General features: G+C 38.8%; 19 protein-coding genes. 8 read left to right on the top strand and 11 right to left on the bottom strand.

Going from position 1 to position 25,622, the window contains the following annotated elements; genetic code table 11:
* The first annotated feature begins 36 nt into the window (after positions 1-36).
* The 3 genes from L2567_RS04395 to L2567_RS04385 all read left to right on the top strand — a co-directional run bounded on the left by L2567_RS04395 (position 37) and on the right by L2567_RS04385 (position 4,841).
* Positions 37-2,094, top strand: a complete 2,058-nt coding sequence (locus tag L2567_RS04395) for a S9 family peptidase (RefSeq protein WP_235296500.1) — start codon at positions 37-39, stop codon at positions 2,092-2,094.
* 109 nt (positions 2,095-2,203) lie between these two features.
* A complete protein-coding gene (locus tag L2567_RS04390; RefSeq protein WP_235296498.1) occupies positions 2,204-2,662 on the top strand; it encodes a (2Fe-2S)-binding protein in 459 nt (152 codons plus the stop codon).
* Position 2,663: 1 nt separating this feature from the next.
* Positions 2,664-4,841: a xanthine dehydrogenase family protein molybdopterin-binding subunit gene (locus L2567_RS04385; protein WP_235296497.1), complete on the top strand. Its 2,178-nt coding sequence runs from the start codon at positions 2,664-2,666 to the stop codon at positions 4,839-4,841.
* Positions 4,842-4,904: 63 nt separating this feature from the next.
* Here the strand turns inward: L2567_RS04385 and lipA are convergent, their stop codons facing one another.
* The 7 genes from lipA to L2567_RS04350 form a co-directional block, all read right to left on the bottom strand.
* Complete coding sequence (gene lipA, locus L2567_RS04380; RefSeq protein ID WP_235296496.1) at positions 4,905-5,777, bottom strand: lipoyl synthase; 873 nt, start codon at positions 5,775-5,777, stop codon at positions 4,905-4,907.
* Positions 5,778-5,789: 12 nt separating this feature from the next.
* Complete coding sequence (locus L2567_RS04375) at positions 5,790-6,581, bottom strand: hypothetical protein (RefSeq protein WP_235296495.1); 792 nt, start codon at positions 6,579-6,581, stop codon at positions 5,790-5,792.
* A 179-nt stretch (positions 6,582-6,760) separates the two neighbouring features.
* On the bottom strand, positions 6,761-7,483 hold the full coding sequence (locus tag L2567_RS04370; RefSeq protein WP_235296494.1) for an SH3 domain-containing protein: 723 nt from the start codon (positions 7,481-7,483) through the stop codon (positions 6,761-6,763).
* Between the two features lie 190 nt (positions 7,484-7,673).
* Positions 7,674-8,561 carry a hypothetical protein gene (locus L2567_RS04365; RefSeq protein ID WP_235296493.1) on the bottom strand — a complete coding sequence of 296 codons (888 nt, stop codon included), beginning with the start codon at positions 8,559-8,561 and terminating at the stop codon, positions 7,674-7,676.
* Positions 8,562-8,579: 18 nt separating this feature from the next.
* Positions 8,580-9,983 (bottom strand): SusD/RagB family nutrient-binding outer membrane lipoprotein, encoded by a 1,404-nt coding sequence (locus L2567_RS04360; protein WP_235296492.1) that lies wholly within the window; start codon positions 9,981-9,983, stop codon positions 8,580-8,582.
* A 21-nt stretch (positions 9,984-10,004) separates the two neighbouring features.
* Entirely contained in the window at positions 10,005-13,118 is a 3,114-nt protein-coding gene (locus L2567_RS04355; RefSeq protein WP_235296490.1) for a SusC/RagA family TonB-linked outer membrane protein, read from the bottom strand.
* Positions 13,119-13,401: 283 nt separating this feature from the next.
* Positions 13,402-14,082, bottom strand: a complete 681-nt coding sequence (locus L2567_RS04350) for a hypothetical protein (RefSeq protein ID WP_235296489.1) — start codon at positions 14,080-14,082, stop codon at positions 13,402-13,404.
* 314 nt (positions 14,083-14,396) lie between these two features.
* Between L2567_RS04350 and L2567_RS04345 the strand changes: the two genes are divergently transcribed.
* From L2567_RS04345 to L2567_RS04335, 3 genes are all read left to right on the top strand, one after another.
* Positions 14,397-14,765, top strand: a complete 369-nt coding sequence (locus tag L2567_RS04345; RefSeq protein WP_235296488.1) for a BlaI/MecI/CopY family transcriptional regulator — start codon at positions 14,397-14,399, stop codon at positions 14,763-14,765.
* Entirely contained in the window at positions 14,762-16,771 is a 2,010-nt protein-coding gene (locus L2567_RS04340; protein WP_235296486.1) for a M56 family metallopeptidase, read from the top strand. Before L2567_RS04345 ends, L2567_RS04340 begins: the two co-directional genes overlap by 4 nt.
* Before the next feature lie 166 nt (positions 16,772-16,937).
* Complete coding sequence (locus L2567_RS04335) at positions 16,938-18,374, top strand: glycosyltransferase family 39 protein (protein ID WP_235296484.1); 1,437 nt, start codon at positions 16,938-16,940, stop codon at positions 18,372-18,374.
* A 6-nt stretch (positions 18,375-18,380) separates the two neighbouring features.
* On the opposite strand, the gene L2567_RS04330 is transcribed toward L2567_RS04335, so the two are convergent.
* The 4 genes from L2567_RS04330 to L2567_RS04315 form a co-directional block, all read right to left on the bottom strand.
* Positions 18,381-19,220 (bottom strand): DMT family transporter, encoded by an 840-nt coding sequence (locus L2567_RS04330; RefSeq protein WP_235296482.1) that lies wholly within the window; start codon positions 19,218-19,220, stop codon positions 18,381-18,383.
* A gap of 27 nt (positions 19,221-19,247) precedes the next feature.
* Positions 19,248-20,717, bottom strand: a complete 1,470-nt coding sequence (locus tag L2567_RS04325) for a BLUF domain-containing protein (RefSeq protein WP_235296481.1) — start codon at positions 20,715-20,717, stop codon at positions 19,248-19,250.
* A 122-nt stretch (positions 20,718-20,839) separates the two neighbouring features.
* Complete coding sequence (locus L2567_RS04320; RefSeq protein ID WP_235296480.1) at positions 20,840-21,892, bottom strand: glycosyltransferase; 1,053 nt, start codon at positions 21,890-21,892, stop codon at positions 20,840-20,842.
* 151 nt (positions 21,893-22,043) lie between these two features.
* Complete coding sequence (locus L2567_RS04315; RefSeq protein ID WP_235296479.1) at positions 22,044-23,084, bottom strand: helix-turn-helix transcriptional regulator; 1,041 nt, start codon at positions 23,082-23,084, stop codon at positions 22,044-22,046.
* 185 nt (positions 23,085-23,269) lie between these two features.
* On the opposite strand from L2567_RS04315, the gene L2567_RS04310 reads away from it, so the two are divergent.
* Both L2567_RS04310 and murQ read left to right on the top strand, forming a co-directional pair.
* Positions 23,270-24,751 (top strand): sodium:solute symporter, encoded by a 1,482-nt coding sequence (locus tag L2567_RS04310; RefSeq protein WP_235296478.1) that lies wholly within the window; start codon positions 23,270-23,272, stop codon positions 24,749-24,751.
* Positions 24,744-25,550, top strand: coding sequence for an N-acetylmuramic acid 6-phosphate etherase (murQ, locus tag L2567_RS04305; RefSeq protein ID WP_235296477.1), 807 nt, complete (start codon positions 24,744-24,746; stop codon positions 25,548-25,550). Before L2567_RS04310 ends, murQ begins: the two co-directional genes overlap by 8 nt.
* The last annotated feature ends 72 nt before the right edge of the window (positions 25,551-25,622 follow it).

Genomic DNA, 25,622 nt, shown 5'->3' with positions numbered 1-25,622 from the left:
TGTCTATCTTACAGGACAACTGTTAAAACCCAAACTATGTATCGACTTATTCTATTGATAGCCGCTTTATTAGTGGTATTCAGTCCAAATCATTTATCTGGCCAGGACCAACCACTTCTGCGAGAAATCATGAGCTATACCATGCCTTCTTCTCTGACTGCAGGTCACAATACCGAACAAGTCTTTTGGATTGGAAATAAAGAGGGAGCGAGGAATATCTACTTTTACGATGGTTCGCAAACTTTACAACTGACCTCTTATAGTAAAGATGATGGCCAAGATATAACGGCCTTATTTCCTAAGCCTACTACACAAGATTTAATTTACTTCAGAGGCGGAAGCCCGAATAGACAAGGAGATATACCGAATCCGACCACTATGGCTATTCCACCCAAAAGAACCATTTTCCAGATCAATCTGCAGACCAAAGCCATTGATACACTAGGAGAGGGTTATAACGGTGCATTATCCCATCAAGGTCAGTTCCTCGTGTACATCGATAAGGGAAATGCATGGCTTATGGATTTACAAAATGACAACGAGACTGAAATGATTTTCAATACACGAGGTGGTATTTCAGATTTTACCTGGTCCCCGGACGATTCTAAAATTGCTTTTGTGAGTAGCAGGGGCGATCATGGCTATATTGGAATATATGACTTAAGTGATCAAACTGTGCGTTTCTTAGGACCTTCGGTTGACAGTGACAGTAATCCGGCATGGTCTCCAGATGGTCAGAAAATAGCATTTTTACGTTTGCCTTCAGTGCGGGATCAATTGCCTTTTATACCAGTGAAAAGAGGCTATCCCTGGAGAATAATGGTTGCCGACCTCGAGTCAGAAATGGTGGAAGAATTGTGGAAAGCAGATGAAGAAACGGGCAGTGTATTTAGAAATATCTCTGCTGAAAATCAAATTTTCTGGGGTGCCGGAGATCATATTGTTTTTCCGTGGGAGAAAAATGGCTATACCAATCTTTATTCTATTCATATTTCTGATCGAGTTGTGAAACCTTTGGCTTTCGGAAATTTTGAAGTACAATTTGCGTCACTTTCTAAAGATGGCAGATCTATTTTTTACTCTTCGAATGAAGGTGACATAGATCGTCAACATATTTGGTTCAGTGAAGTAGATGGTACCCTTAAAGAACAGGTGACCAGTGGTCAGAGTATCGAATGGTCTCCTGTGAGTTCTGGTGCAAACGTTTTCTTTCTTACTTCCGATGCTACTACTCCAGCTCATCCTGCTCAAATTAAAAGTGGAAATTCCCTGGCGATTGACGCACCTCTAAAATATCCAAGCGAACAATTGGTAATTCCGCATCAAGTTATCTTTCCAGCTGCAGATGGAAAATTAATTCATGGGCAGTTATTCTTACCACAAGACCTACGTGAAGGAGACCAACGTCCCGCAATCATTTTTTTTCATGGTGGGTCAAAGCGTCAGATGTTGCTGGGCTTTCATCATCGTGGATATTACCATAATGCTTATGCCTTTAATCAATTTTTGGCGAGTAAAGGTTACATCGTACTTTCTGTGAATTACCGAAGCGGAATAGGATATGGTATGGAATTTAGAGAAGCAGATAACTATGGGGCCAGCGGTGCAAGTGAATTTAACGATGTACTTGGTGCAGGATTATATTTAAAAAACAGATCTGATGTGGAAGGTACAAGAATTGGACTTTGGGGTGGTTCTTACGGTGGGTATTTAACGGCTTTGGGATTATCAAGAGCTCCATACCTTTTCAAAGTTGGTGTAGATATACACGGTGTACATGACTGGAATCCTGTAATCCAAAATTTTGTTCCTTCATACGATCCTCTTGATAGACCTGAGGTCTCAAAATTGGCCTACGAATCCTCACCGATGGCTTTTATCAACGGCTGGAAGGCGCCAACACTTTTCATTCATGGTGACGATGATCGAAATGTTCCTTTCAGTGAAACTGTGGAGATCATTGAACTTTTGAGAAATCAAAATGTAGAAATTGAGCAATTGGTTTTCCCCGATGAAGTGCATGGATTTCTATTACACCAGAATTGGATCAGTGCATATGAAGCTGCCTTTGACTTTTTTGAAAGAAGGTTGTGAGGTTGGGATCAGTTGTGAATTACCAACCAATCCGACATAAATGGCAGAATTCTTTACTTTTTCCAAATAATCTGTTTATTTTCAAGAAGTTAGAAACAATATTTTATCGATGGAAAAAATGATATTGAAGGTCAATGGAAAATCTCATGAAGTGGAAGCTGCACCTTCAGATACCCTGCTTTGGGTCATAAGAGAAAAACTAAAGCTTACTGGCACTAAATATAGTTGCGGTAAGGCCATATGTGGTAGCTGCACTGTTCATCTGGATGGAACGCCTGTCAGATCTTGCGTTGCTCCTGTCGCTAGTGCTACCAACAAAGAAATTACAACAATTGAAGGACTCTCCGAATCTGGACTTCACCCTGTCCAAAAAGCCTGGATCGAAGAACAGGTGGCACAATGTGGTTATTGCCAATCTGGTCAAATTATGCAGGCTGTGGCCCTTTTAAACAAAAATTCCAATCCGAGCAGGGAGGAAATCGTAGGATATATGAAAGGAAATTTATGCCGATGTGGTGCTTATATGAGAATCATAAAGGCTATTGAAAAAGCCTCAGAATTAGGATAATATGAATGATCATAAAAATATAAAAGTTGACTCTTCGAGAAGAAAGTTTCTTCGAAATGCTTCAGTCTTAGTAAGCTTTGCATCCGTACCAATTTCATTTTCCTTAGCTGGGTGCGAACTTGAAGCTCAGGATTCTATCGCTCGTGAATTGCTGCAAAAAGAATTGAACATTTGGGTTCACCTGAAAGAGGATGACACCGTTACGATTAGCAATCCAACTTCAGAAATGGGACAAGGAAGCATGACAGCTCTTGCTCTTTTGATTGCTGAGGAAATGGATCTGGATTGGTCAAAAGTCAACATCATTAATTCTCCGGCAGTTCCGGATCTCTTTGGGGTTGGATGGAATGGAAGAGGCTCTAAAAGTATGATTACCGTAGGTTCACGGACCGTAAGAAGTTACTATACCATGCTCAGACAAGTAGGGGCTCAATCCAGGTATGCTTTACTCAAAAGTACGGCCAATGAGTGGAGTGTCCCGTTCGATCAATTACGAACCCATAATGGGTTCATCAGTCATCCGGATTCTGGAAAGTCCATCAGTTATGGCCAGAGTCTTGCCTTCTTTGACGATGGTATTAAAATGCCTGATTTTGATGAAAACTCCTTAAAGCAGCCTAAACACTTCAAGTTGATCGGAAAGATCAACACCAGAGTAGATGTACCAGAAAAGTCTGACGGTAGCGCTATCTATTCCATAGATATCGATCTGCCATCAATGGTCTATGGAGTGATTACCAGGTCTCCAGTCAATGGCTCAAAGCCGAAACTTATGAATAAACAAGAACTGGAAGGCATGCCCGGAATCATAAAGGTCGAAATGCTCGATCATGGGGTAGCTTTAATTGGGCAAACAGTGCAGGATGTTTTAAATGCAAAAGGCAGTATTGAAATCGAATGGTCCAGTGCACCTGCAGACGAACATTCGTCAGGCGAAGCCTTTATGTCATATGTGAAACAAGCTGATCAGTCGGAAGTAATCAACAATATGATAAGTGAAGATGGCCCGGTAGAGGAAGCCTTCCGGAACGCAACGCAAGTTCTCAAGGCAGATTATTTCAATGAATATGTTTATCATGCTCAAATGGAGCCATTAAACGCAGTTGCTAACGTAAAAGATAATACTGCAGAAATCTGGCTTGGAACTCAGGCGCCTGGAAATGCGAGAAGTGCGATTGCGAATCATCTTGGCCTAAAAGAAGATGAAGTAAAGGTTCATCGAACTTATTTAGGTGGTGGATTCGGAAGAAGATCGAGACATGATTACGCAATTGAAGCGATTGAATTGTCTAAGAGGATCAAAAAACCCGTGAAGTTGTTATGGACCCGAGAAGATGATTTGCAATATGGCATGTATCGCCCTTTATGTATGCAGCGGATGTCTGCTGCAATTAACGATCAGGGACAGGTTGTAGGATGGAAGCATGTCATTTATGGAACAGGGGGTGGATTGCTAGGAAGCGGAGCAAGAGTTGAATTTTACGATTTTCCAAGCCATGCCATAGGTGTCAATAACATAGATCACGGAATTCGAACAAAGCATTGGCGAGCGGTAGGTCATGGTCCCAATAAGTTTGCTATAGAAGCCTTTCTTGATGAAGTGGCAGAGAAAACAGGTAAAGACCCACTAGAAATTAGACTTGAATTGATGAAAAACCATCCCAGAGCAAAAGCAGTTTTACAAAAAGCAGCCGAAATGGGTCGATGGGGAGACCCAAGACCTGATGGTGTTGGCGTAGGTCTTGCATTCGCGGAAAGGAGCGATTCATTAGCAGCTTGTGTATGTGAAATATCTTTAACAGAAGACAGTGAAATCAGAGTTAGAAAAGTTTGGGCTGCACTTGATGGTGGTGTAATCGTCCATCCAGATAATACCATTGCTCAAATGGAGGGTGGAATCATTATGGGTATGAGTAGTGTTTTGAAAGAGAAGGTTACCATTAAAGATGGTAAAATACAGCAGTCCAATTTCCATGACTATGAATTGCTAAGAATAGATGAGGCGCCGGAGGTTCTTGAGGTGGCGTTGATAGACTCAACTGAACATCCAACAGGAATAGGAGAATCAGGGGTACCAATTATTGGCGGAGCCATTGCCAATGCTTTCGCTAATTTGACCGGTAAAAGACTCAGACATATGCCTTTTACAAGTGACAGAATTAAGGAAGCGTTAGGTTAAAGGTTATGCACTGATCACAAATTTAAGCGATTAGATCATTGATTTTCAGCGAGAATACGCTTTCTACAAATGCCTTTCCGCATGATAACTGGATCTTACAAGCGGTCCACTTTCGACAAAGTCAAAACCCTTGTTCAGTCCCACCTCCTTGTAATGGGCGAAGACATCAGGATGCACATATTCAGCTACTTCAAGGTGCATTTTAGTAGGTTGCAAATATTGACCAATGGTCAATACATCACACCCATTTTGTACCAAATCGTCCATGACTTTATACATCTCTTCTTTGGTTTCGCCAAGTCCCACCATCACTCCTGATTTTGTCCGATGACCGGCAGCCTTTGTCCTGGCGATCTGTTCCAAACTGCGATAATATTTGGCCTGAGGCCTAACCTTCCTATACAAACTTTCTACAGTTTCCATGTTGTGAGAAACTACTTCCTGTCCTCCAGCGATCATGCGTTCTAAAGCTTCCCAATTTGCCTTCACATCGGGAATTAAGGTCTCTATAGTGGTAGACGGAGATTGTTGTTTAACGGCGACAACCGTTTGATACCATATCTCTGCTCCTCTGTCTTTCAATTCATCTCTATTCACAGAAGTGATCACTGCGTGTTTGACTTGCATTAATCGAATGGCTTCTGCAACCCTACGTGGCTCATCTTCGTCATAAGAAGGAGGCCGGCCCGTTTTTACAGCACAAAAAGAACATCCTCTGGTGCAAGTATCTCCTAAAATCATAAATGTTGCTGTCCCTGCGCCCCAGCATTCGCCCATATTAGGACAATTTCCAGACTGGCAAATGGTATGCAGATCATACTGATCTACTAAAGACCTAACTTTCTTAAATTTCTCACCGGTAGGCAGTTTCACTCTAAGCCATGATGGCTTTTTTTGCCTCGGTTCCCTGGCTTCTACAATAGGTAGTTCTATCAAGATAATTTGCTTTTATTTTCGTTTACCGAAGTGCAAATTTACATAAAGATTGAAGAAATATGGCTTATCCGGATGATTCTCTGTCGGAGCCATCATAGCGATTCTTCTCGTGTATACTTCAGCCATTGCCCCTACTTCGATCGCTTTAACATATTCATCAAAGGCACCAGCATCAAAATGTACACCTATCTTACCCTGTATCCCAGGAATCAAACGTGTTTCAAATAAACCTTCAGAAAATCTTCCTTCATTCGAAATACTCCCCTGGTCTAGAAACTGTTCTCTGGTTTCCTCCGTGTACTTGATAGCTTCTGTCGTAAAACTTCCTCTATCGCTATTATCCACGAAAACTTCCAGGTAATATGGCTTCAATAAACCCAGTGCAGGTCCTATCTCGTAGTTCCAGCCCACTGCAATTCCTTTTCTTTTAGCCTTTTCAGATAAGTACTTTAGGCGACCCATTCCTGCTCTTAGTGAGTAAAAACTATTGATCTTCCCATAAGCAAAAGAACCTGCACCCCTGACAAATCCGATATTATATGGCCTGCTCTGTAGCTTTTCTCTGGGATCTTTATGTTTACCTATTTCGAATTGATAGTAAGTCGTTTTATTGTATGTCACTATTTTTCCAACGTTATAGGCCACCGCCCAACCATTGGCATGCAATCTTAAATCGACAGTTTGCTCTGTGTTATACACCACACCTTTGATCTCATTATCCAAACTCTTAGGCTGAAAGGTTACCTGCCCGACCAGGGATAAGGATGCGAAGACCCAAAATACTATCGTGTTAGTGTACTTCATTTCAGGATTTACTACCAAGTTAATAATTAATTCCTAAATAAGATAGATGGTAAATTATTAATTTGCACTATATATTCTACACAACATATTATGTAGAGATTGGTTCAAAAGTTAATAGCTCCTACTTTTAAGAGCTATTAACAAAAATCTACTTAGAGCAAAATCTGGTTTAAAAATTTCTAGCATCCTTGGTGTAATGTCTTTATGGATACTTTAATGTGTGTACTATCTAATTTCTTTAATAAAATCTGTCCATCACCAATTTTGAGCTTGTTTACCTTACCGTCACCACCCTGGAAGAAGATGGTATTCTCCTTTAGCCTGGAACGTGCACTTCGAGTATCCATCATACTTTCCAGTAAATGATAAACATCCATAATACGCACATCCTCGAATGTCAATTCTAATTGGGTCAACGATGGAGTCTCATGCATAAACAAGGTGTGTCTGCCCATCTTTGTATTGGTCGTCATTGAGTTATTGGTCTGTGCCAATGTGTCCATTCCTTTAAATTCAAAATGATTCCATACATAATTGTACATGGCATAACCCAAATCTTCAATGGAAGAGGCCAACTCATCAGCTTGGGAAGGAACGACTAATTCACTTACAAATCCATCAAAAACAAAGCCCTCCTGATTTTGGTATTGAACCTTTATCCAGGATCCCTCTACCCAATTGACAAATATCTCCTGCCTGGAGGATACAAAATCCTCGGTTTGAAATACTTCCTCGCCGTAATCTATGATATCTAACACGGGTGCATCTGTGGATGGAGATAGTCTTAATTTCAAACCGGATTTAGACATCACTTTTAATCCTTTCTGATGGACCAGAGTGTCATTTCCATAGAGGGACACATGTATTAATAAAAGCGTCAGAATTCCTACTAAATTTTTCATAACTATATTTTTAAAGATGAATGATGATTCAAATATGGTCATGAAAATCCTGAAATGCTGAGGAGACTAAGATCTGTAGTAGAAGCTTGAATATTCGTAGTAATAAGATTACTAAGCGTATTTCAGGGTATATAAAAAAAGGACTGCTTTCACCAGCAGTCCTTTACTAAGCTTTATTCTTAGAGATTTATTATTGAGGCGTAAAGATCGAGGTAAATTGATCTCCTCTATCTTCACCCTTAAGTACAAGCGTAATGGTTCCGTCATCGCCAACTGAGCTGTTTACAAGAATGATATTCTGTCCTGTAAAATCAGTTTGTCCATCTATTGTGATTGCGCCGCAATCTTCAGTAAATGTAAGCGGTAGAGACGATCCTCCAAAAAACTCAGAAGCATATAGCCCTCCACTCGCATCATCAATGCTATAGGTAAAGAATCCACCATCTTTTACGATAGATGCAGTAGACATAAAAGTATCGACCATCGCTTCTTGAAGCATTCCATCGATTACCAATGAATCCGCAATGGTAGCTACATTATACGTACCATCCAATTGAGAATCACATTCATTATCAATCAAATTTACGGTGGCCTCTATTAAAAAGTCTGTTCCGCCTCTTCCAACAGCTAAATCACCTTCTGCATTAGAAGCACCCGTTAGAGTAATGATGATCGTTCTCGGTTCTTCATCGTAATCATCATTATCAATGATGGTAATCGGCAAATTGCCTCTAAAGGTTTCGTTAAATACCTGTCCCTCGGTAGAAATAGTCATCGACCCACCACTTGCAGAAGCACCATCTATAGTATAGTCTTCACCGTAAACAGCAGAACCGCTGAGAGCGTAATCAACAGTAATATCGGACTGAGTACCCGTCGGATTTTCAATAATGACATTCAATACTTCTCCTTCTTCCGCATCAAACGGATCGATAAAAGCACTATTCCCGTCAGCATCAAAAGCCACATATCCCGGTAGTTCCTCCAGATCGTAATAATCTCCAACTACAAATTCATTTCCGCACGAGGCGATAAATAACATTGCAGTTAGAATAAATAATATATTATAAATTTTCATTTCAATTTCAATTTTAAATTAATTTTCAAACCACATTGGCGTATCAGTTGGCAAATTCACAGGAGTATTTGGATTAGATGCTACCTCATCAGGAGGATAGTTAAATCGCTTCAAAATTCCTGTAATATTAGAACCAGGAACTGGTCTCAATTCAGGAGTATCCGTTCTTCTGACTGTATTCCAAGCAACTACTGGTCTGATAAATGATTCAATATATAGTTGATTATGAATGTCTTCCATAGTTGGAGTAGGTAATTCCGCAACAAAAGCTTCTGCAACATCAGCCGCAATGGTCAATTGAGCACCTGGAATATCTCCTCCCCACCAAGCAACATTTTTAGCTACACCAGCTTTGTATTCCGATTCTGCAGTAGCTACATCTCCAGCTGCCATAGCTAATTCAGCCTTGTAAAGGTTAATCTCAGCAGGCATCATTAACATGTGCGGTAAATCATTTCTAATCACATTATCCTTGATTCTTGCACATGCGAAAGAAAACGGAAATCTTCCAATTGGACATCCTTCTCCTGTAGCATTGCTGATCAACATATCAAATCTAGGATCACCCTGTAAAAGTCCATAAATTACTTCTCCCGGACCATAAACGCCTTGAGCTTCATTAGAAACACCAAAGAATGCTTCTACCAAATTATTATATGCATTGAAACTACCTGGAGCATTAGAATATCTGATCAAAGCAGACTGATCATTACTTTCAATTAGAGGCTCATTTAGCGTAGCTGCGATTTCAGAAGAAACATCTTTCTTGTTTCTGATGATCATCAGCACTCTCAATTTTAAAGAATTCGCATATCTTCTCCATAGATCCATATCTCCTCCGTAAATGATGTCTCCTGTACTAACATCAAATATTCCTTCTGAGGGAATGTTATCAATTTGATCAATTGCATCGTTTAAGATATCAATTACACCATCTAGGACCACTTCTTGTTCATCAAAGGTCGGCTCTGGAAATTCCTGAGCATTTAAAGCTTGAGAATATGGTACTTCCTCCCAAATACTGGTCAATTCGAAGTAAGTATTGGCCTCAAGAATTTTAGCAATAGCCGCTACATTATTCGAGGAAGGGCCAGCCTCTTCGGCATCTTGCTTTACCAATAAGAGGTTCCCTAAAACTTGTGAATACATCATTCCCCAAGTATTACCAGTCAAGAAAATAGAGGTATTTCCATTTCTAGCACTGTTAAAGCACGCAGAAAAGTGCTGTGGTACATCCATAATTCTGGTACCCAACTCAGTAGTGTGCCTATTAGAATACTGTGCCATTACAAATGGCAGCAATACATTTGGATCGGCAGTGGTTGCTGCCAGAGGGTTTCGGTTTATATCTAATGCATCTTCACATGAGGTTATCACAAAACTCAAGAGAAGAACAAAAGATAAATACTTTATATATTTCATTATTTTTCTTTTTAATATTTCTTAAAATGACGCTCTCAGATTTACACCTATACTTCGAGGAGTAGGTACTGAAGCTCTTTCTACACCGAATCCATCCGCACCTGAACCAAAAAGGTTATTTTCTGGATCAATGTGAGGTACTACACTCCAAAGAAGTGCAAGGTTTCTTCCTTCTACACCAAGCGTAACACCATTAAGGAAGTTATTGGAAAAGAGTCTTTTAGGTAAAGAATAACTTAAGGACGCTTCTCTTAATTTAACGAATGATGCATCGAAGATGAAAGCTTCAGATACACTATTATCGTCAAGCGATTGCCAGAAATCAGCAGCACTAGCTAGAGGAACATCATTGTCTCTCACAGTACCATCTGCATTCATGATCACACCTTCTCTATCGATAAAAGTTCCATCCCTGTTCAGTAAAGTTTCTTGTGCTAAACCACCCGTTTGCAATCCATCTACGGTAGATGATTTCATGACTCCACCAGATCTCCAGTCAATGGTAAATGAAAGATTTACCGGACCTAAATCAAAAGAATTCACAAAGCCCATCGTAAAATCAGGTAGTACTGAACCCATTGCCTGTGCCTCACCAGCTAATCTTGCTCCTGTATTAGGGTCTATCAAGGGCCTGCCTGAAGTACTGTCTTTTAAGAATGGGATGGCAAATAATTCAAAACCTGATCCCACTTCTGCTACAACCTGTACACTACTAAATGCACTCGCAAGTAGAACTCTATCAACATTCTCTGATAATTCTACTACTTCTACTTGAGCTGATGAGTAATTTACAGCTGTATTCCAAGTGAAATTAGGCATGCTAATCGGCGTTGCATCTAATGCGATCTCTAATCCCCGTGTATTAACCTGTCCAACATTGGTTCTCAAGAAACCGAAACCCGTAGACTCAGGAATTGGCAATGCTAAAATCTGATCTCTGTTTTCTGTTCTAAACACAGCAACATCAAGTCCTAGTCTGTAATCGAAGAAATCCAACTCAGCTCCCAATTCGTAACTGGTCTGCTGTTCTGGTCTTAGATTTTCAGGAGGAATAACATTTCCTTTTGAGAATGCAAGTCGATCATTGAATGGGAAGTTAATGTTCAAACCATACTGACCTGTTGCAACCGTTACCGGGTTAAAAAGAAAATCTAATTGATATGGTCCTGTATCATTTCCTACTTGAGCAAATGAACCTCTAAATTTAGCATAGCTTAAGAAGCTACTTTCGATTCCTAATGCTTCTGTCAGCACAAATGCTGTACTAACGGAAGGATAAAAATAAGAATTGTTATCCTGTGGAAGAGTAGAAGACCAGTCATTTCTACCTGTTACGGTAAGGGTCGCCCAACCATCAAAGGTCATATCTACTGATCCATATGCACCAAATAGTGTTCTATTGCTGAAAAATCTTGCTGGAATAGTTTGTTCAGTATTACCCGGTGCAAATAGCTCAGGTATCAGCAAGTTCACACCTGCAAATCCTTCATCCTGTCGCTTTCTGTTATTCCAGTTGTAACCTGCTAATGCACTCACTTCGAATCTTGATCCAAGACTGGCATTATAATTTAAGATTACGTCTAAGTTTTGCTGAACATTATTGATGTTATCAATGGTATAATCCCCTTGTAACCTTTGAATGGTTCCTTTTCGGTTAGAAAAGAATCTATTATCCTGGTCGAAATCATATCCGTAGGTTCCTCTCAATGAGAGATTATCCAAAATCTTGAAAGTAGATGAAATATTACCAATAATTCTGGTATCATCTCTGTCATTTCTATTTTCATTTCTTAACCATAAGTAGTTATTGGATGTTGGTCCAGCCTGGTTGATTTGGTTTCCAGCTTCATCGATCCAAGGGTTAAAGTTTCTAGGATCTAGAGTACTACTAAATGACGAAAGACCCACAATATTAGGATCGTTGGCACCTGTAGCACCAGTTCCTCTTGACATTGTTTTTGCAAACTGCAATCCAAATGTGGTTCTAAAACGCTCACTATGCTGAATTCCAGCATTGATTCCTGCGTTGTATCGATCTAATTCAGCACCAGGCAGCAATCCGGTTTGGTTCAAAGCACCCAAACTTAATCTGTAGTTAAATTTAGCGCCTGCATCTGCAATAGATAAACCGTTTATAACTGTTCGTCCTGTTCTGAAAAAATCATTGATTCCATTATTTGGCCTGGTTGTTAATGGTCCGCTTTCATTGGTAATCGGCAAAGAATTAACCGTTTGACCTGTAATTCTGGGACCCCAGTCAAAACCAATAGAAGAAGAGTCATACTTGGCAAAATCTCCCATGGCATATTCTTGCTGATAATCAGGAGTCACAAACAAGTCATCAACTCTGTAGGAAACATTATATTCTATTTTAGCGCTTCCATCTTTATTAGCCTTTCCAGATTTTGTAGTAACAATGATTGCACCAGCTGCAGCTCTAGAGCCATATAATGCTGTTGCAGCTGCACCTTTTAATACACTCATAGATTCCACATCATCAGGATTGATGACTGCAGCTCCATTACTAAAATCTCTGTTTCCAGAAATTCTCGTTCCATTAGATACAAACTGGTCATTGTTAATAGGAACACCATCTACTACCCATAATGGATCATTATTTCCACTTAGTGAAGTGGCTCCACGGATAATAATCTTCGAAGATCCTCCTAAGTTTCCACCAGTATTCCCAATGTTGACACCGGTAACTTTACCTTGTAGTGCGTTCACAATATTTGACTCACGCGCTTTAGTAAGTTCATCTCCCTTGACATTGTCAACGGCATAGCCTAAAGTCTTGGCATCTTTTTCAATACCTAATGCGGTTACAACTACCTCGTCCAAAAGTGTACCTTCTGACATGACAATATTTACATTGTCTGTGTTAGAAATGTCAATCTCCTGGGTTTCAAATCCGGTATAAGTTGCTACAAGTGTGGAAGCATCGTCTGGTGCTTCAAAAGCGAATGACCCATCGATATCAGTAATCGTTCCTACACTCGTGCCCTTAACCACGACGTTTGCACCGATAAGAGGAAGTCCATCGGTATCAGTAATTGTCCCACTGATGTTTCTTTGTGCGTCCATCGAAATGGCTGCGCTTATAAACATCAATAAGAAAAGTAATACTCTTTTCATCATAATGATTTAGTTAAAAAAATTTTAGTTGCGAAGCATTTGCACAGATAAGGGTTAGATCAAGCAATACTCCATGATTTATGTTAACGTTTCCATAACGAACAGTTAACACATTTGTTAATGCTCAATCTGGAAAAATGTAAAAAAAAACGAAAATAAGAAATATGTTATCTTTTCATTAGTTAATGAAGCTAATTGTTCTTCAACACGCGTGTTTTCGCTAAAGAATGGATGTGTTGTGGCTCAATGTAAGGTTGGTAAATGTTAATACTTATTCAAAATTTTAACTCCTTTTCTTGTAACCCGGCTTTTTCCTCTGCTCAAACTTAGGCGCAATGATTTCATAAGTTAAAACCGCTGAGAGAGAGTATGGAGCCAATGTTCTGATCACTGAGAAATCTGTGGTTAGCATATTGCTAATTGCTGACTCCATGGCCAGGTATAACTCAGTTCTTGGGAAAATTTGCCTGCCAGCGAATCCTTTTACACTTAGATACGCACTATTCAATTCTTCAGCCGTCAGCTCAAGATCATCTGCCCCTTTCTGCACCACTGATACCAACTCGTAATCCAAATTGACCAGTTGATGCCTCAGAAAACCCGCACCTAAAAATGATTTGCCTCCAGGCAGCTTGTGTTTATATGATAATTCCAACGCAATGGTTTGAAAGTCCAGTTGTAATTGAAATCCTTCTCTCGGCCTATCTTGAAATTGATCCTTTCTTCTACTACCCTGTCTATAGTAAGACGTTTTTACTGCCAGAAAATTAGACTCATTGATGGTATACACTGATCCCAACCCAAAAACAACTCCGTTGTAGTGGAAACCTTGGATCTTATCCCCATCCACTTGCGTTTTCATTCCTCCGACTTCGGTAACCAGTGAAAAACGTTGAGCCTCAGCAGTAAATAGGAAGAAAACACCAAATAAAAGAATCAGCAGGCAAGGTTTAAAAATTCTCATACTCCCCGAGCATTTTAGAATAAATAGAAATAAGTTGTAATTGTTCAATACGCTAAGAATACAAATTAAATGCGTTAATCACATAAAATGTATTCCTACGCTTATGAAACGAAATTAAAATGATTTTTTTAGTCCAGTGGGCTTAAAAAGGAAGTAAATCGTAGTTTCAAAGTTCTATTTTTCTCACCATTGAAAAAGGTTTTGAAAATATTTAACCCATCGTCAAACACATTTTTTTATCTCTCAATGTCGCAAAAGTTGATTAATTCATATTTTTGTTCTACATTTGTAGTACACGTTCTAAATATGTAGATATGTTATCAAAGGCAGAAGAAAAAATCATGAAAATTCTTTGGAGAAAAAACGAAGCATACATGAAAGATATCATGGATGCTCTTCCTGAGCCTAAACCAGCTAAGTCAACCGTTTCCACCCTACTAAAACGCATGACTGATAAGGATATGATTCGATATGAAAAAACGGGTAGTATTCGCAAATACATACCTTTAGTTGCTAAGAAAAACTATTTCTCAAAGAAGTTTCAAGATTTCAAAACTCGATTTTTCAATGATTCTTCTACGCAATTTGCATCTTTTTTCACCAAAGACACCAACTTAAGCATCTCTGAGTTAGAAGAGATACAAAAATTGGTAAATGAAGAAATTAAAAAGAAGAAATCATGATCGAATACTTAATAAAATCCAGTGGCTTACTCTTAGTGCTAATCTTATTTTATAGAGGGTTTTTAGAGCGGGAAAAGTCATTCGTTTTTAATCGCGTTTTTTTATTAGTCTCCGTTTTTGCGGCGGTTATTGCGCCATTTGTCATCATTGAACTTCCTTCAGAATGGCTCTTTATGTTCAGCGAACCAGAAACGAAACGCTTACTGAATGAACCCAGCTATATGATAACAGCGTCTCCTTATGAAACAGCAGCCTTATCTAGTGAAGGGGTTGTTCCAAAAAGTCAAACATTACTTTGGTCCAAAGTGCTGATTTTTATCTACTCCATTGGTGTTATTCTAATGTTGGTAAGATTCCTTAGAAACCTGGCCATTATTACTTCTAAATGTGTGGCCAAATCCTACCTTCACAAAGGCTGTATTAAAATTATATCTACTACACCTAATTCCAGTCCGCAGAGTTTCTTTCACTATGTATTTATTCCTAAAAATTCTGCTGAAGCCATACTCCAACATGAAATAAGACATGCCAAAGCCCTTCATTCTATCGATATTCTCTTTTTAGAAATACTCATTACTACATTTTGGTTTAACCCCTTGTTTTACTGGGCTAAAAAGCTACTCCAACAAAATCATGAGTACTATGCGGATGCATCACACTGCAACATTGACCTAAAAAAATATAAACAACTGATTTACAATCAGATTAACAAGAAAAAAGTAAACGCACTGGCCAGTGGTTTCGATTATTCAATTATTAAAAAACGTATGATGATGTTACACAGATCAAAAAACAGCCCACATCTATGGGTGAAAAAAATGCTGGTTGTACCCCTACTGGCAGTGCTTAGTTTTATCGCTTGTGAAAAAGTTGAAGCTCAGAAATCCCAAGCTCCATCAAGTAAGGAATCCCTGACAAATTCAAAAATTGCCGTGTTATTTAATGGCAATGAAATAGAGCAATATAATATTAAATTCAAACCTACCAATTCCCTCTTTACCATACAGGAGTTTGTCAGCTTACTTAAGGATCAAGGTATCGGCCTATACGATGATATTATTGTTAGTATTGATGGTCAGGAGTTTGAGGGGAATGAGCTTATCAAAATACAATATACGGACCGCAAAGAAGACGTCTTTATGCATAATGTGAAAGATGCTGATGCCCTATTGATATTAAGCAATAAGGAAACTCCTGACAAAAATAAATTACGTGCAATTAGTACGAACGAAAGGAATTGGTCAATTTCTTACGATCAAAATGAAAACCAAATACCACCTCCGCCTCCACCACCTCCAGCGCCAGCCGCACCCCGACCTGAAAGGCCATCTAAAGTCAGTCCTCCCGCACCTCCAACCCCTCCTGGCACAACCAATCGAGCTGTTCCGCCACCTCCACCACCTCCTGCACCGCCAACATTAAGTTCACCACCGCTTCCACCACCTCCACCACCTCCACCTTATGTCACGGATCCTGCAAAAAGGGAAAGAGATTTAAAGGAGGCAAAAGAGAAATTGAGGAAACACGAGGAAGGTATTACACCACTAAATAATGAAGAATTAAGATACAATAAGAAAATCATCAATTACTTGGAGAGGAAAAATCAATCCCAGGGTGGTTCAGGTATGTCACTCAATGAGTGGCATTTAAGAACTTTGGAAGTTCAGGAAGCGGAATTAGCGCACTTATCGCAAAGAGAATTGGCACAGAATCAAGCAAACATAGTTGAAAAGCAGCGAGTTGAGATCCAAAGACAAAGAGAATTGGCAACTATTCGGGAATCGCTGACGAAACGTGAAATGATCACCTCTTTAGAAGAATTAGCTGCAAAGGAAGGCGCTTCTGAACAACTCAAAGCATTATTAGCTGAACAAAACAAATCTCAGCAACTCTTGACTGAAAAGCTGGAAGAAGAACTTTCACTTCGCCAGTCAAGATCAGAGGAAGCTCAACTCAAACTTCTTGAATCAGAAAAGAAATCAAAATCTGAGAAGGGTCACAATTAAAACTTTAAAGAGGGCATTTTCACAAAGATTTGCCCTCTTTCTTAACTTTTGTACATTTGGTTCGTCGATTTAGAAACGAACCTTACCTATGACCCTGATTCGCAAATATGCTTTGATCACTTTATGCGTTTTCAATGTTTTGCTCCACCTCAGTTCGATTTTTTTCATGGAATTTCACAGGGACGAGCTACTGTATTTCTCTCTGAGTAATCATCTTGACTTAGGTTATGCTTCGGTTCCGCCCATGATCAGTTGGATTGCCTGGATCTCTAAGTCGATTTTTGGATTTTCTCCCTTCGCAGTTAAAATCTTTCCTGCTTTGCTCAGTGGAGTATTTGTTTATCTGACTGCCATGATTGCAAAAGAATTCAAAGGAGGTTTCTATGCGCAGATACTCACCGCAGTGGCCGTAATGTGTACACCACTTTCCTTGCGGGCCTTCATTCTATTCCAACCCGTTCCTTTAGACCTCTTTTTCTGGACCCTCACTCTTTTCATTGTACTGAAATATGTGAATACTGAAAAAACGGAATGGCTTTATTACTTAGGCTTGACGCTTGGCCTGGCATTGCTAAACAAGTATCTGATCCTTATTCTCATCTTTGTATTGCTTTTAGTCATACCATTTACAAGACACCGTAATTTGTTTTTAAGCAAACATTTTTATGCAAGTGTGGCAATTGCTTTGCTGATCTGGAGTCCCAATCTATATTGGCAAATTTCCAATGATTTTCCAGTCATAACGCACATGGCTCAACTGGAGGAAACACAATTAAGAAATGTCTCCAAATGGAGTTTTGTAAAGGGACAGTTGCTGATGCTGTACACCAGCTTTGTAATTGCAGCAATCGGACTGATGGCTTTATTGAAGCAACAGAAATATAGAATGCTTGGAGCTTTAATTATAGGAGTAGTGATCCTGTTGATGCTGTTGAATGCTAAAGACTACTATGCTGCGGGTGTTTACCCTTTTCTGATCGCAGCAGGATCGGTCACAGTTGCTTCAAACCTTACTGTTTTTTGGAAAAGGCTATTTCTGATCATATTATTTATCGTATTGGTTCTTCCAATTTTACCGCTTGGGATCCCATTTATGAAACCGCAGAAAATAGCCAATTACCTGGATCAATTGGAAGAAATCGGAATTGATATTGGCAGAAATCATGAAGACGGTCAGAAATATCCCTTGCCCCAGGACTATGCGGACATGTTGGGTTGGTATGAAATCGCACAATATGCAAGACAAGCTTACGATAGCGTAGATAGCCAGGAAACTACTATTATTTATGGAGAAAATTACGGCCTTGCAGGTGCTGTTTCTTTAATTAATAAAGAATACGGGCATCCGGAAGCTTTGTCCTTCTTCGATGCCTTCGGCTATTGGGTTCCAGAATCCTTTGATCCCGAAATTAAAAGTCTTATTTATATCAATGATGAGCTGGGAAGTGATGTCGCACAATTATTTAAAGAGATAGAGATGATAGGAGAAGTGACCGATCCCCTTTCACGCCAGTATGGAATAAAGGTTTATCTCTGTCAAAATCCTCGACGAAGCTTTAATGAATTCTGGACAGAAACGCTTTTGAGGGTGAGGAATGACTAGGCTTTTCTAGCCGGATATTTTCAATAGAATGCTACTTACAACGATCATTATTGCACCTACGATGAAATTTATGGTTAGGGACTCATCTAAAAATAGCCAGCCAAAAAAGATGGTCGATGGAATTTCGAAATACATCAAACTAGAGGCAATAGAGGCTTTCATTCTCTTCAATCCATACAGAAAAAGGTAGTATACCAGTACTCCCACTACCATACCGTAAAGCAAGCCGAATCCTAGATCTGGAAACTTAACTTGAGGGATTTCCAAAATAAAAAATGGAAGAAACATGATCACCCCAATCCAATTTTGGTGAAATAAGACTTCAAGGCGATTGTAGTCATCGCTCATCTTTTTCATGAGAATGACTACATAAGCAAAAATTATCGATGCAGCGAGAGCTGCTAACATACCCAGGAAGTCCTGATTGGCAAATGAGAAGGTTTTGTTGATGTTGATCACAATCAGCCCTGCAAAAGCCAACAAAATCAAAAACTTTTGCTGCCTATTCACCTTTTCTTTAAGCAGAGAAGAAGCCAACAAAAGTGTGAAAATTGGGTAGGTGTAAAAAACTACTACTGCATTGCCTATAGCTGTATATAAATAGGCAGTAATAAAGAGCAAGATCCTAATGGTACTAAAAAAAGATAGCTTAAGCAAGTCCCATTTATTCCCTTTGAACAGCTTTTTACCTTGAGTCACCAGGATAATACCAAGGAAAGCAGTAGGAACTGTGGATCTCATCCAGGCAATAGCAGTCGAAGAAAGAGATATATTATTTATAAAGATTCCTCCTAAACCCGCTATGGTAGCTCCGATGATAACCACAAGAAAAGCCTTTTCTCTCATGGATACAAAGAAAAGAAAATTGGGAGATTAATTAGGATGCAAATTCTCTTGTTCAGTTTTGATTAATAGGGTATTTCTTACCTTCTCCCACATTAATCGAGTCGCCGGTTTACTTTTCATATCACCTAGAAAAAGAAGATCTAAATCTAGGGTTTTAGCTTCTTCGACAAAATAATCAGAAATTCTATCTTGTTTTTCGACAAATGCCATTGCCCACTCTTTGAAAGTTCTACCAGATCTAATTCCTTGATAGACTATCTCAACGTCATTATGACGCCGATCTTTTTTAATCTTTTCCATTATTTTCAGCACATCACCTTTGCCTCCTTCCAAAATCTGAAAGAAATAGTTTCGGTGAAAGATTAAACAACCTGTGATATTAAGACGAGTATTATTATTTCGAGCCTCTTTAAGTATATCTTGAAGATCCTCTCTTTTTAAATTCGGAATAGCTTTTGAAAAATACGATATCTCAAATGTAGGGTAGTAAATATGATGCACTTGCCTGTATTCATTGGGAAGTATACCATATTTCGAACTGAAAATTTTCGAGAAATAACTCCTGCTGCTTAATCCAATTTCGTGCACAATATTGCTAATGGTCATATCTGTAGTCTCAAGTAATGCCTTACCTCTAAGAATCCTTACGTTGACAATAAACTTATTTACTGTTTCACCGAAAAACTGTTGAAATCCTGCTTGAATTTTCTTCTTATTTATACCTGAGATTCTTTCTAATTTAGCAAGCGTTAGGTCTTCTTGTAGATTGCTTCCAATATATTCGCTCAGATGAACAATGGCCGCAATTTCATATTCGCTAAAATTGTAATTATGCCTATTATTAATTTCCTTTCGATTAGAAAATTGAAGTTGAAGTACACCTAAGACTGATGACTCTATTAATAATCGGTTAGTAAGCCCAATGGGCTTAGTTCTGATGATGTGCTGAACCATTTCTTCAGAACCCGCTGAAATCTCTCCAAAATAGGAATAGGTCTCAGTTTTCTTAAAGCCTTCCAGGGTATCAGACAAAAGTCCAGGTAGAATCCCCCTCTGTTTATTACTCTCGAACTGGCGAAGTTCATCAGTAATAGTAATAATGGACATTCTTAATTTCGTACTAGCAGGTAAGGTAAAATTACTACTATTAGGTTTTTTCGTTCCTACGATCACATTTTGAAATCTCAAAATTTTTCTGCTTTCTGATTCTGAGGAAAACTTGTGTTCAAGCTCGCCCTCTAAGCAGAATATAATGTGAAGTGAATCATTCCATTTATTAATAGCGGTTACTTGGAGCGTTTCACTTAAATAAACATCAAACGTCCATACTTCTAAGCCTGGAAATATTTGTAGAAAGCTTACCTTCCCTTTCCCTTGTTTACTATCAAAACTAAATGAAGCACCATCGTGCACTTCCTTAAAATCCGCATTTAACTTTTGAGATAGTTTTCTGAGGATGACCTTACTCCCCCTACCCTCTATTCGTGATTGTGACATATAGCGAATATAACCTCCAAAGGAAGTTTATGACTATAACTATCAACACGATTTATAGTAAAATAAATTATTTATAATAACTCGATCGGGTAAAATATTAACTCAATAGCACAAATCAGCTACTAAACCGCTTTTGCTTTCTGTACCATGAATTTCATATATAGACCTTCATATTGGTCTACCATTTGTTTGTGACAACAATAATTTGCCGCTTTTTCTAAACATTTTTTTCTATTAATATTCTTGACACTTTTAATTCCTTCCAAAAATTCACTCTCTTGGTCAAGGTCTATTAATATCCCTATATTTTCATCTATAAATTCTTTTGTCATCTCGTTATTCATCGCGATGATAGGAGTTCCGCACGCTAATGATTCTATGATCGTAAGACCATATGAATATTTACTCTTCCTGGTAAAAATATAAGCAGCCGATTGACCTACAAGCTGATTGATATATTTTTCATGCACGCAACCAAAATATTGGATCAAATCATTTTGCTCTACTTTCTCTTCGATTCCGCTTTCCCAAAAATCAAAGTCAATAATAGGCCCTGCAAATTTAAGTCGATGATTAAACTTGATACACAAATCTATGATTTGCTCTAAGCCTTTTCCTCGTTCTATCCTGCCAGTCCAGGATAAATAGGGTTCATCATCTTGGTCATAGTACTTCCATTGGTCGATATCAATACCATTCCTAATAATTTGTATATGATCCACATATTTAGAATATTCATTAGCTAAGATAGAGTTCACACTTGTAAATTCTTGATTGATTTGATCTTTAATGGCCATTAATGCATATGAAATATCCTGCAACACAGGCATGTGAAAGGTCGTAATGAAAGGAATATTTAAATAATTTCCGATGATGATGACTAACGGATTGTCAGAGTGATTATGGATCACATCAAATCCGTATTCCAGGAATTTTCGCATGGATGTCATTAAGTCTGCCACTTCAACAATGGTGTAGGCCCCTTCAACAACCTCCTCAGATTCTACATAATTCATCATGCTTCCTTTAACATGAGATCCAATTTTACATAAAGTAACCACTTCATGGCCTCTATCACATAATTCGGTTACTATGAAATCTGTAATTTTTTGTTTTCCAACAAGATTATTCACTCCGACAGGAACTTTTTCAGTTGCAATAATTCCGATTTTCATAATTAACATTTTATAGAAGTAGCGCCTTTAAAAGCACTAATTTTCTGGTGATTCAGCAGTAACACAAGAATGTATAAGCTATATAAACGAAAATATGACATAATTGAACTGTTGATGTATGCTATCGATCCATAGTTTAACTCAATAGAGACTAATTTGAGTTATTGCGATAAGAGGTAGGGGCAATACCATATATCTTGGTAAATGCCTTTGTAAAATAGCTGGGACTTTCAAAACCACACTTTCTACTAATGGTGTTAATAGATTGTTCGGTACTTATCAATAAGTTTGATGCCATTCTCAATCTTTCGCGTCGTACAAATTCCATAACTGTCAAATTATGAATGAATTTAAAGCCCATCTGAAGTTTATTGGCATTGAGCCCAGCTACTTTGCTTAGTTTTTCGATACTAAGTTTGCTATCCAGGTTACTTCGAATGTAATCGGTGACTGTATCCATGGAATAGATTTCATTGGCTCTAAGAATCTGTTGATTTCCCTCTGCTTTCATATCATCTTCAAATAATTTGACCTGCTTCACAAAGATGTCCAGGGCTAAACTCAAAAGATGCATTTTTCGCAGCATAAGCGATCCGCGATACTTTAGCACGTTATCGAGCAAATATTCAAAATCAATACCATAATATCCATCGTGGTAAAAGGTACTGACTGCTTCTGTATCTGTCAATACGTCGTATAATTCTTGAGAAATTTCGTTTAACTCGCATTCCAAGCCAGGAACAAACTCTTCTCTATTTATCTCGAGACTAATTAGATTGACATAATTGTTCTTCTTAAATGTTAAGATATGTCCGTTTTGCTGACTACTTGCTACCAGTGCACATTTTTTCCTGTTGATGACATGCTTCTCGTCCTCATTTTCGAACTTGTGAACGATTGGACCTTCTACAGAATAAAGATATTTGATGGGGTGAATATTATTCAATGTAAATTCAAAGCTAATTTCCTGATTAAAGCTACACTGATAAATAATGATGCCTAATCCATTATCAAAGCTTATTCCCTGAATGGTTCCCTCACCTAATTCTCGAGGCACTTCCACGATAAATTCACTACAGATTTCTTTCACTTCTGCATCCCAGGCCTCTGCAATATTTTCAATCACTTCTCTAAGAGGTTGTGATGTCACTTGCACAGTAGTGTGGGGCATCTCTTTGTCAATCATTTTCATGAGTGCATCGATAATGATCTCGAACCGAAGATTCGATAAGTTAGATATTTAGTTTCATCTAATGTAGTGAAAAAAATTCACATTCCTATGGTAGGTGTGGAAGGATTTTCTCCTTTTACGATATTGTCTTTTAAAAGTATGTAAATCACATATTTCAAGTATTTTGGTCTCTAAATAATATTTCATTGGAACAGCTCGTAAGCCCTACAACTATAATTCTGATCATCTTTATCTACTTTGGATTGCTCCTTGGAGTATCATATTTCACGGGAAAAGGGGCAGATAATCAAACTTTTTTTAATGCAGATAAGAAATCTCCCTGGTTTTTAGTCGCCTTTGGAATGATCGGCGCATCGCTTTCCGGAGTCACCTTTATTTCTCTTCCCGGAGCGGTGGGCGCTGGTGGTACCAATATGGATTTTTCCTATATGCAAATGGTGTTAGGCTATTTGGTAGGTTATGCTTTAATTGCCCTGGTCTTGATGCCGATCTATTACAGAATGGGATTGACAACGATCTATACCTATCTGGACGATCGGTTTGGAAAGTATTCCTATTTGGTCGGCTCGCTTTACTTTTTATTGAGTCGGGTAGTCGGAGCTTCGATGCGTCTCTTTCTGGTGGCCATTGTATTTCAAAGGATCGTGATGGATAGTTTTGGAATTCCTTTTTATATGACGGTACTCATCGCGATTGTTCTGATTTGGATTTATACTTTTAAGGGAGGAATAAAGACCATTGTCATTACTGATACTCTGCAGACACTTTGTATGTTGCTGGCCGTTTTTCTCACCATAGGAGCCATAGGCAAAGCGCTTGGATCTGGAGGTATGATTGAAACCTTTACGATGGTTAAAGAGGGCGCTTACAGCCAAATGTTTTTCTTTGAAGACGGCTGGAATGACCCCAACAATTTTTTCAAGCAATTCCTAAGTGGTGCCTTAATTGCAACAGCCATGACCGGACTGGATCAGGATATGATGCAGAAGAATTTAACATGTAAAGATCTTCCGTCAGCGCAAAAAAACGTTCTAAGTTTTAGTGTCGTTCTGATATTTGCCAATCTGCTTTTTTTGGCATTGGGTGCTTTATTGTATATGTATGCTGTCAATCAAGGCATAGATGTGCCCTCCAGAACAGATCAGCTCTACCCAATGATTGCTTTGAATTACTTAAATCCTTTCATAGGCATACTATTTGTTCTCGGATTGATTGCGGCGGCTTATTCAAGCGCTGATTCGGCCCTCACATCCCTCACAACATCATTTTATATCGACATCCTCAAGTATGACCAGAAAGAACATTCCGAAAAAGACAAACGCAGAACTCGAATGATGGTACACGTTGCATTTTCTGTGTTGATTTTTCTGATCATTTTAATGGTAAACGCATTGGACGATGATGCCATCATTAATAAACTTTTTATTGCGGCCGGATATACTTATGGCCCCATATTGGGGTTGTTTACCTTTGGCATCATTACAAAAAGAAAGATTTTAGATGTTTGGACCATTCCGGTATGCCTATTGGCACCATTACTAACTTTTATCATCGACACTAACTCTGCAGATTGGTTAGGTGGATTCAAGTTTGGTAGTACCCTACTTGGACTGAATGCGCTGTTAACGTTTGTCGGATTAATGCTAATTTCTCGCAAAAATGGATAAAATCACTGAAAAGGATTCTTTATACAGACACCTGGATAAAATGTCTACTCATCAGCTGCTAGAAAGCATCAATCAGGAAGATCGCAAGGTTGCCGATGCCGTTTACGCGGAAATATCTTCCATTGCTTCTTTGGTTGATCACGTTTATCCTAAAATGAATGATGGCGGCAGATTGTTTTACATTGGTGCAGGAACATCCGGAAGGCTGGGAATATTGGATGCTTCTGAGTGTCCTCCTACCTTCGGTGTGCCGGATGATTGGGTCGTCGGATTGATAGCAGGTGGAGACAAAGCCATCAGGAAAGCCGTAGAAAATGCAGAAGATGATATGGATCAAGCCATTATAGACCTGGAAGAATATGGCCTTTCAGAATTAGATACCGTATTGGGAATCGCAGCTTCTGGTACTACACCTTATGTCATAGGAGGCTTAAAGGATTGCCAAAAAAAAGGTATTGTAACTGGGTGCATCACTTGTAATCCTGGAGCGCCTGTTATCAAGCATTCTGATCACCCCATCATCGTGCAAGTGGGTCCGGAATTTGTCACAGGAAGTACACGAATGAAGTCCGGAACTGCACAAAAAATGGTTCTTAACATGATTAGCACCTCCATCATGATAAAACTCGGCAGAGTGGTCGATAACAAAATGGTGGACATGCAATTGTCGAATGCTAAATTGGTGGACAGAGGTACGAAGATGATCATGCGAAAATCAAATTTGACGTACAAAAATGCCAAAGAAGCACTACTAAAACATGGAAGCGTTCGAGAGGCATTGAGAGCACTCGATGATTAACAATTCAATTCTTATTTTCTGAAACCATCTTGATGATTTCCCGGTAAGTATAGTCCTGAGGATCCAACCCCA

It is taken from the genome of Portibacter marinus, assembly GCF_021533195.1.
Classification (GTDB): domain Bacteria; phylum Bacteroidota; class Bacteroidia; order Chitinophagales; family Saprospiraceae; genus Portibacter; species Portibacter marinus.
The sequence above is the reverse complement of the archived record's forward strand: the minus strand, read 5'-3'. Positions and strand labels throughout refer to the sequence as shown.

Excerpts from the sequence above, each read along its gene's own strand:
- L2567_RS04395 (WP_235296500.1), top strand. The coding sequence starts at position 37 with ATGTATCGACTTATTCTATTGATAGCCGCTTTATTAGTGGTATTCAGT.
- L2567_RS04390 (WP_235296498.1), top strand. The coding sequence starts at position 2,204 with ATGGAAAAAATGATATTGAAGGTCAATGGAAAATCTCATGAAGTGGAA.
- L2567_RS04385 (WP_235296497.1), top strand. The coding sequence starts at position 2,664 with ATGAATGATCATAAAAATATAAAAGTTGACTCTTCGAGAAGAAAGTTT.
- L2567_RS04375 (WP_235296495.1), bottom strand. The coding sequence starts at position 6,581 with ATGAAGTACACTAACACGATAGTATTTTGGGTCTTCGCATCCTTATCC.
- L2567_RS04370 (WP_235296494.1), bottom strand. The coding sequence starts at position 7,483 with ATGAAAAATTTAGTAGGAATTCTGACGCTTTTATTAATACATGTGTCC.
- L2567_RS04365 (WP_235296493.1), bottom strand. The coding sequence starts at position 8,561 with ATGAAAATTTATAATATATTATTTATTCTAACTGCAATGTTATTTATC.
- L2567_RS04360 (WP_235296492.1), bottom strand. The coding sequence starts at position 9,983 with ATGAAATATATAAAGTATTTATCTTTTGTTCTTCTCTTGAGTTTTGTG.
- L2567_RS04355 (WP_235296490.1), bottom strand. The coding sequence starts at position 13,118 with ATGAAAAGAGTATTACTTTTCTTATTGATGTTTATAAGCGCAGCCATT.
- L2567_RS04350 (WP_235296489.1), bottom strand. The coding sequence starts at position 14,082 with ATGAGAATTTTTAAACCTTGCCTGCTGATTCTTTTATTTGGTGTTTTC.
- L2567_RS04345 (WP_235296488.1), top strand. The coding sequence starts at position 14,397 with ATGTTATCAAAGGCAGAAGAAAAAATCATGAAAATTCTTTGGAGAAAA.
- L2567_RS04340 (WP_235296486.1), top strand. The coding sequence starts at position 14,762 with ATGATCGAATACTTAATAAAATCCAGTGGCTTACTCTTAGTGCTAATC.
- L2567_RS04335 (WP_235296484.1), top strand. The coding sequence starts at position 16,938 with ATGGAATTTCACAGGGACGAGCTACTGTATTTCTCTCTGAGTAATCAT.
- L2567_RS04330 (WP_235296482.1), bottom strand. The coding sequence starts at position 19,220 with ATGAGAGAAAAGGCTTTTCTTGTGGTTATCATCGGAGCTACCATAGCG.
- L2567_RS04325 (WP_235296481.1), bottom strand. The coding sequence starts at position 20,717 with ATGTCACAATCACGAATAGAGGGTAGGGGGAGTAAGGTCATCCTCAGA.
- L2567_RS04320 (WP_235296480.1), bottom strand. The coding sequence starts at position 21,892 with ATGAAAATCGGAATTATTGCAACTGAAAAAGTTCCTGTCGGAGTGAAT.
- L2567_RS04315 (WP_235296479.1), bottom strand. The coding sequence starts at position 23,084 with ATGAAAATGATTGACAAAGAGATGCCCCACACTACTGTGCAAGTGACA.
- murQ (WP_235296477.1), top strand. The coding sequence starts at position 24,744 with ATGGATAAAATCACTGAAAAGGATTCTTTATACAGACACCTGGATAAA.